The 5,638-nt window shown below is 34.9% G+C and carries 6 protein-coding genes; 4 read left to right on the top strand and 2 right to left on the bottom strand.

Annotation, left to right across the window (positions count from 1 at the left end; genetic code table 11):
* A partial coding sequence (locus BMW39_RS19030; protein ID WP_074719392.1) for a tyrosine-type recombinase/integrase occupies positions 1-650 on the bottom strand: 650 nt, incomplete at its 3' end.
* Between the two features lie 617 nt (positions 651-1,267).
* On the opposite strand from BMW39_RS19030, the gene BMW39_RS19020 reads away from it, so the two are divergent.
* The 4 genes from BMW39_RS19020 to BMW39_RS19005 all read left to right on the top strand — a co-directional run bounded on the left by BMW39_RS19020 (position 1,268) and on the right by BMW39_RS19005 (position 4,659).
* The gene (locus BMW39_RS19020) at positions 1,268-1,993 is read left to right on the top strand and encodes a slipin family protein (RefSeq protein WP_034980108.1); all 726 of its coding nucleotides are present in this window, start codon (positions 1,268-1,270) and stop codon (positions 1,991-1,993) included.
* Positions 1,994-2,169: 176 nt separating this feature from the next.
* The gene (locus BMW39_RS19015) at positions 2,170-2,997 is read left to right on the top strand and encodes an AraC family transcriptional regulator (RefSeq protein WP_034980110.1); all 828 of its coding nucleotides are present in this window, start codon (positions 2,170-2,172) and stop codon (positions 2,995-2,997) included.
* A 79-nt stretch (positions 2,998-3,076) separates the two neighbouring features.
* Positions 3,077-3,685, top strand: a complete 609-nt coding sequence (locus tag BMW39_RS19010) for a DUF417 family protein (RefSeq protein WP_034980113.1) — start codon at positions 3,077-3,079, stop codon at positions 3,683-3,685.
* A 542-nt stretch (positions 3,686-4,227) separates the two neighbouring features.
* Positions 4,228-4,659 carry a DUF6011 domain-containing protein gene (locus tag BMW39_RS19005; protein ID WP_034980115.1) on the top strand — a complete coding sequence of 144 codons (432 nt, stop codon included), beginning with the start codon at positions 4,228-4,230 and terminating at the stop codon, positions 4,657-4,659.
* 221 nt (positions 4,660-4,880) lie between these two features.
* Here BMW39_RS19005 and BMW39_RS19000 read toward each other — a convergent pair.
* Positions 4,881-5,638: IS91 family transposase (locus tag BMW39_RS19000; protein WP_175459340.1), on the bottom strand; the 758-nt coding region annotated here is incomplete at its 5' end.

The raw sequence follows: 5,638 nt of genomic DNA, 5'->3' as shown, positions 1-5,638 counted from the left end.
ACCGCCCATTGTACGCCACGTTGCGAATATCTTGAATCGAATTCTCCACCTGCACGATTTGCTCGAGGTTCTCCAAAGAGAAAATCTTCCGGTTTTTCCGCTTCAATATATTTTTTCAAACCCCGAATCAAATGTTCCGACAAAGGCAAATAGCGGTCTTTTTTGCCTTTTCCCTGAACCACTTTCAGCTGTTTTCGGTAAAAATCCAAATCGCATAAACGGAGATTTCTGACCTCCAGACAGCGCAATCCGCAACCGTAAAGCAACCCGATTAAGATTTTATGTTTTAAAAGTTTACAGCATGATAACATCTGCCAAACCTCCTGTTTACTGAGCACAACAGGCAGTTTTTTCTCTTTTTTAATTTCCGGAAGACTCAGAAAATCGTAGCTCAAACCTTCCGATTTCAACAGAAAACGAAGTCCGTAAACCGTGTGTTTAAAATACGATTGCGAGGGTGACCTTGATTTTTTCTGAAGGTAAAAAAGGTGATCGTGGATCTGCTCAGGATCCAATTCTGTCGGGATTTTCCCGAAATGCAGCGACACCGCCGCGACGTGTCTGGAGTAATTATTGAACGTGCTCTGACTGCGTCCCAACACCGAAACTGTACGTTCAAAACGGCTTAAAAGTTCTGTAAAACCAGGCACTTCGCGCTTTGCCTGATTGATGATTTTGTTTTCTCTGAGCTCGTCTAAACTCTTTTTTTTGTAGCCATTCTATTGATTTTTTAATTAACTTTACAAAGTAACTGATTTATGCGATTGGGAAAGCTACCGAAGGTTTAGTTCAACACGGGTTTTGCGATAGTGGGGCGAAACTGCAAAGCTCTACGGCTGTTTTTCGGTTCAACTTTTGTGCAAAATCGAACATTTGTTCTTCGATTTCCGCCACTTCGCCAAGCTGCAAACCGTTACCAGTAATGCTCGAAAAACCGTGCAACAAATAAAATGACAGTTAAAAAAAAACATATTTAAGATAAACCGCCACCTGTTTGACAAATGGGACTTGCAGACTAAACAGGGTATTGCGGAGCAAAGTCCCAAGGGGTTCGACTCCCCGTTTACATTGGTTGTAATGCTTTGGATAGCACCAGACTTCGAATCTGTAAACAAAAAGATGAAGGACAGAGCAGAAATGCTTAAGCCGAAATTGAGTTTGCAACACAAAGGATACCGATTAGACAAATCGTCTATTCTTAATTTGTGTTCCCTTTCTTTCGGTGTTCTTCATCTTTTCAATTTGACAAACTTAAACTCAATATAAAATGGCAATATTTAAGAAACAATATCAAGTAAAACCAAATACAGTTGGCTTTCTTTACCGTGACAACATTTTTGAACAAAAGTTGAATTCTGGCTATCACGAAATTTGGGACTGGAAAAACAGGACTGAATTATTTTGCATTCCAGAGACTAGCAAGTTAATAAGCATTACCAATCAAGAAGTCTTGACAAAGGACAATGTTGCTTTAAGGTTTTCATTCAACGTTCTTTACAAAGTTACAGATGGACAAAAACTATTAAGTCAATTTGCTTTAGACAGACAAGTGGCTTATATTATTCAAGAGTTAGAGCAACGTATCTACAACATTGTTCAGTTATACATTAGAAACAGAATTGCTGAAATGGACAGCGAAACCTTGAACGAAAAAAGGAATGAACTAACCGAATTTAAAACTGAAGAAATGGAAAAGCAAGTAAGTGAGTTCGGTGTTACTATCGAACAAGCACAACTTAAAGACTTGACATTCCCTAAATCAATTCAAGACTTATTCGCTAAACATTTGGAAGCAAAAATTAGAGCAAAATCAGAACTTGAAAACGCAAGAACAGCAGTTGCGACAGCACGAGCTTTAAAAAATGCTTCGGAACTTATGAAAGATGACGAAAACATAAAGTTCTTCCAAATCATAGAGACAATTACCAAAATTGCCGACAAAGGAAAACACACTTTTATGATTGGTGACATTAACCAGCTGACTAAAAAATAGGATGATGAAAAGAAGCACTAGCCATAACAGGCGTTTGGCTCAATGGCGGGTTCAGTGGTTAATTGAACATTCTACCTCGCATCAACTTTTGTGGTGTATTGACAGTTTTGTGCTCCGAAATCCGCCACTGCGCCAAGCGCCAAAACGTTAGCTGTAATTTTTAAAGAACGTCACTTTTGAACCAGATTACCATACAAAACACTAATAGTCATAACTTTTCAAAGCCAATAAACTGCCCTTTTTACCAAATTTTAGTATTTGATGGTTCGGCAAAGTTTGAAATTAATTTGACTCAATATGTATGTTCTGGCTCTACAATTTTATTTCTTACTCCCAACCAACAATTTAAATGGCTTGACGCTAATAAAACAGAATTGAAATTAATTCAGTTTCACGGCGATTATTATTGTATTGAATATCATAAAAATATGATTTCGTGCAACGGAATTCTATTCAATAATATTTATGAAAAACCTTTTTTCAATATCAATAAATCCTATTATGATGAAATTGTAAATACAATTGAAAAAATGGATAATGAGATTCAAAATGAAACAGTAAGCCCATTTACGGATTCGATTGTTAAATCCTATTTGCAATTAATCTTGTCCATATCTAGTAAAGAAAAATCTAAATATCTAGTTAATTTAAAGCCAAATGAATTGCCGAATAAAGACTTAGTTTATTTTCAAGATTTGGTAGAAAAGCATTACAAAACTGAAAGGAGTATGGCATTTTATGCGTCTGAATTTTCGTTATCAACTGATGCTTTCAGCAAAAAAATAAAGAAACAGTTTTCAAAATCACCTTCACAATTGGTTAATGAACGTGTAATTCTAGAAGCTAAAAAATTACTTCATCTCACTTATAAATCAATTAAAGAAATTGCGCAAGAATTGAATTTTGAGGATGAGTTTTATTTCAGTCGCTATTTTAAAAAGAATGTTGGCATCTCTCCTAGTTCATACAGAAAAAATGTAGGCATTTCCATCGTGGCAAAATAGTCTAGGTTATTCACTGATTTATCTATTCTTATTGCGCCACGAGTGGTCTAAATTTGCTAACATCATTAATTTATACAAAATGAAAAGTTTAGCATTTTTTTTAGCGTCACAACAATCCAATTTTATCAATTTAATTCGTATTTCCATCTTTGTTGTAATGGCTTGGATCGGAGGATTAAAAGCGTTTCATTATGAAGCAGAAGGGATTGTTCCGTTTGTTACCAATAGTCCATTGATGAGTTTTTTCTACAACAATTCGGACAAAACTGCATTAAATGAAAAAGGAGAAAGCGTTGCTGAATATACTTTACATAAAAATCCTGAAGGAAAAATCGTTCAGAAAAATATAGATTGGCATCAAGAAAATGGAACCTATTTATTTGCTTATGGTTTAGGTACAGTAATTTGGATCATTGGTTTATTTGTATTATTAGGCATTTGGTTTCCTAAAATCGGTATGATTGGAGGTCTTTTAACCTTTGGGATGTCCTTAGTTACATTATCCTTCCTTATCACCACTCCAGAAGTTTATGTTCCCAATTTAGGAGGAGATTTTCCTACGCCACAATTTGGTTTCCCTTATCTTTCTGGAGCAGGCAGACTAGTCATAAAAGATATTATTATGTTGGCCGGAGGATTAATTATTGCATCTGATAGTGCAAGAAAGTTAACAAAAAACTACAGCTAATCGGTTTTGCGAAATGGCGAGTTAAGGGCAATATAGAAAGTTTGATCATTTTTAGTCGCAACAGCATTTTATATTTCCTTTTTTCATAAATTTAGAAAATAATAAAAGGCTGTTGCTTATCTTAGTGCAAAATTGAAAGTTTAGGATTTCTAATCCGCCACTATCGCAAAGCCGCGGCCCGTTATCTGTAATAATCACAAAATGTCGTGAAGAAAATAAACAGTTTTCAAGAATTAGAATTTTTAAAAAATGAATCTCAAAAAAGTAAAATCGTTGAGAAGCAAATTTCATCTGAAAAAGAATGATTATTTAAAGAAAATTATTTTAATGAAGTTACATTAGAAGATTATGTTTCTGGATTTAAATCAGTATTTACAGATGAACAAGTAATAAAAATAATATATAAAATTTCTAATCGAAACATAAGAAAACTTGTTTGGGAATTTGAAAGAATTCGCTTCACTGATTCAGATAGATGTTTACATTTAAAATTTATACTTCATACAATTTGTTTAAAGTTGTTACAAAAGTATGGAGCAAAAATGCTTTCTTTTATAATCGATTTAAAAGTAATTGATAGACCAGATGAAGTTTCTGAAATTCATTCAGACATTTATAGACTTAATTTAGAAAATGAAGCAAAAAAAATTCAGTTTGATTCAATTGAATTGAGAAAAGATTGGAGAAAATTTTATATTGGATTTGAAATAGCAGAATTTAACAATAAACCATATATGATTATTTGCAATTCGCAAGGATATTTACTCGGCAGAATAAATGAGTTAGGTTATATTGAGGATGAATTCATTAATAGAATTAGATTTAATATTTTTGAATTTATAGATGATGCAGAAATTTCGTATTTGGGCGCAGTTTTAAATTGCAGGTGTTCAATCTGCAATAAAGAACTAACAGTCCCAGAATCTATTTATTACGGAAAAGGTCCAATTTGCAGAGGAGATTACTACAGGTAATAGCTAAGTTTTCGTTGCGTGCGAAGCACGAACAATGAAAACCCTGTTGAACGGAAGCTTCGGGAGCTTTTTTCAACATTATGGGTTTACCGACGAAGAATTTTAAAGATATACAGGAGACTTTCAGAAAGGTCTCTTTTTTTGTTGGTGAATTTGGTGGTTTTTCCAGGTTTTATCGTGTTTTCCTTTACTTTTGGGCATAAATTCCCTTACCCAAAATGCTAGATTTTAGGCGTTTCATAGTTTTGGCTCATCTCCAAAAACCAACTTGGCGGACCGCGCAAATCAAACGTTGCAATCGTTACCAAATTTCCAATTTTGCAGCAAGTACATTTTGGCTGAAAAGCTTTGGGTGGTAGTTTTTCCTTGGGCTGAATGCCTAAATTCTGTTGCAGATTTTTAAGCTTCATCCGTTTCCACGTGCTGCTGAGAAAACCATAATGGCGGATTTTCACAAATCTTTTCGGCAAAATATGCATCGCAAAACGGCGGATAAACTCCTCATGGCTCAAAACCATCTGCTTTTTGACGCCTTTCTGCCGGTAATCTTTATAACTGAATGTTACATTTTCAGCATCAACTTTCCTGATTCTCTGGTTGCTGATCGCGATTTTGTGCGTGTATCTTCCCAAATATTCCACCACAGATTTCGGGCTGCCAAAGGGTTTTTTAGCGAAAACTACCCAAGGTTTTTCCCAAAGTTTTTGTCTGAGTTTTTCATAAGTTTCTGCTTCATTTTTTCGGTTTTCAAATTGATTTTCATCATTTTCCGTCTGATTTTTATTACATTTTAATGATAACCGAACCTTCAGTTTCTCACAAAATTTAGCCCTGAAAACTTTGCTCAAAGCCTTTACAGGAAACAAAAAATTACCGTCGCTTCTGATGTTTTTCCAAACTCCGTTTTCATCCACGCCGCCACCCGGAACGATGCAGTGCAAATGCGGATGCAGACTCAGATCCTGTCCCCAAGTATGCA

The organism is Epilithonimonas lactis, assembly GCF_900110605.1.
In the GTDB taxonomy this organism is placed as follows: Bacteria; Bacteroidota; Bacteroidia; order Flavobacteriales; family Weeksellaceae; genus Epilithonimonas; species Epilithonimonas lactis.
The sequence above is the reverse complement of the archived record's forward strand: the minus strand, read 5'-3'. Positions and strand labels throughout refer to the sequence as shown.

Coding starts and splice junctions, on each gene's coding strand:
- BMW39_RS19005 (WP_034980115.1), top strand. CDS start 4,228: ATGCTTTCTTTTATAATCGATTTAAAAGTAATTGATAGACCAGATGAA.
- BMW39_RS19010 (WP_034980113.1), top strand. CDS start 3,077: ATGAAAAGTTTAGCATTTTTTTTAGCGTCACAACAATCCAATTTTATC.
- BMW39_RS19020 (WP_034980108.1), top strand. CDS start 1,268: ATGGCAATATTTAAGAAACAATATCAAGTAAAACCAAATACAGTTGGC.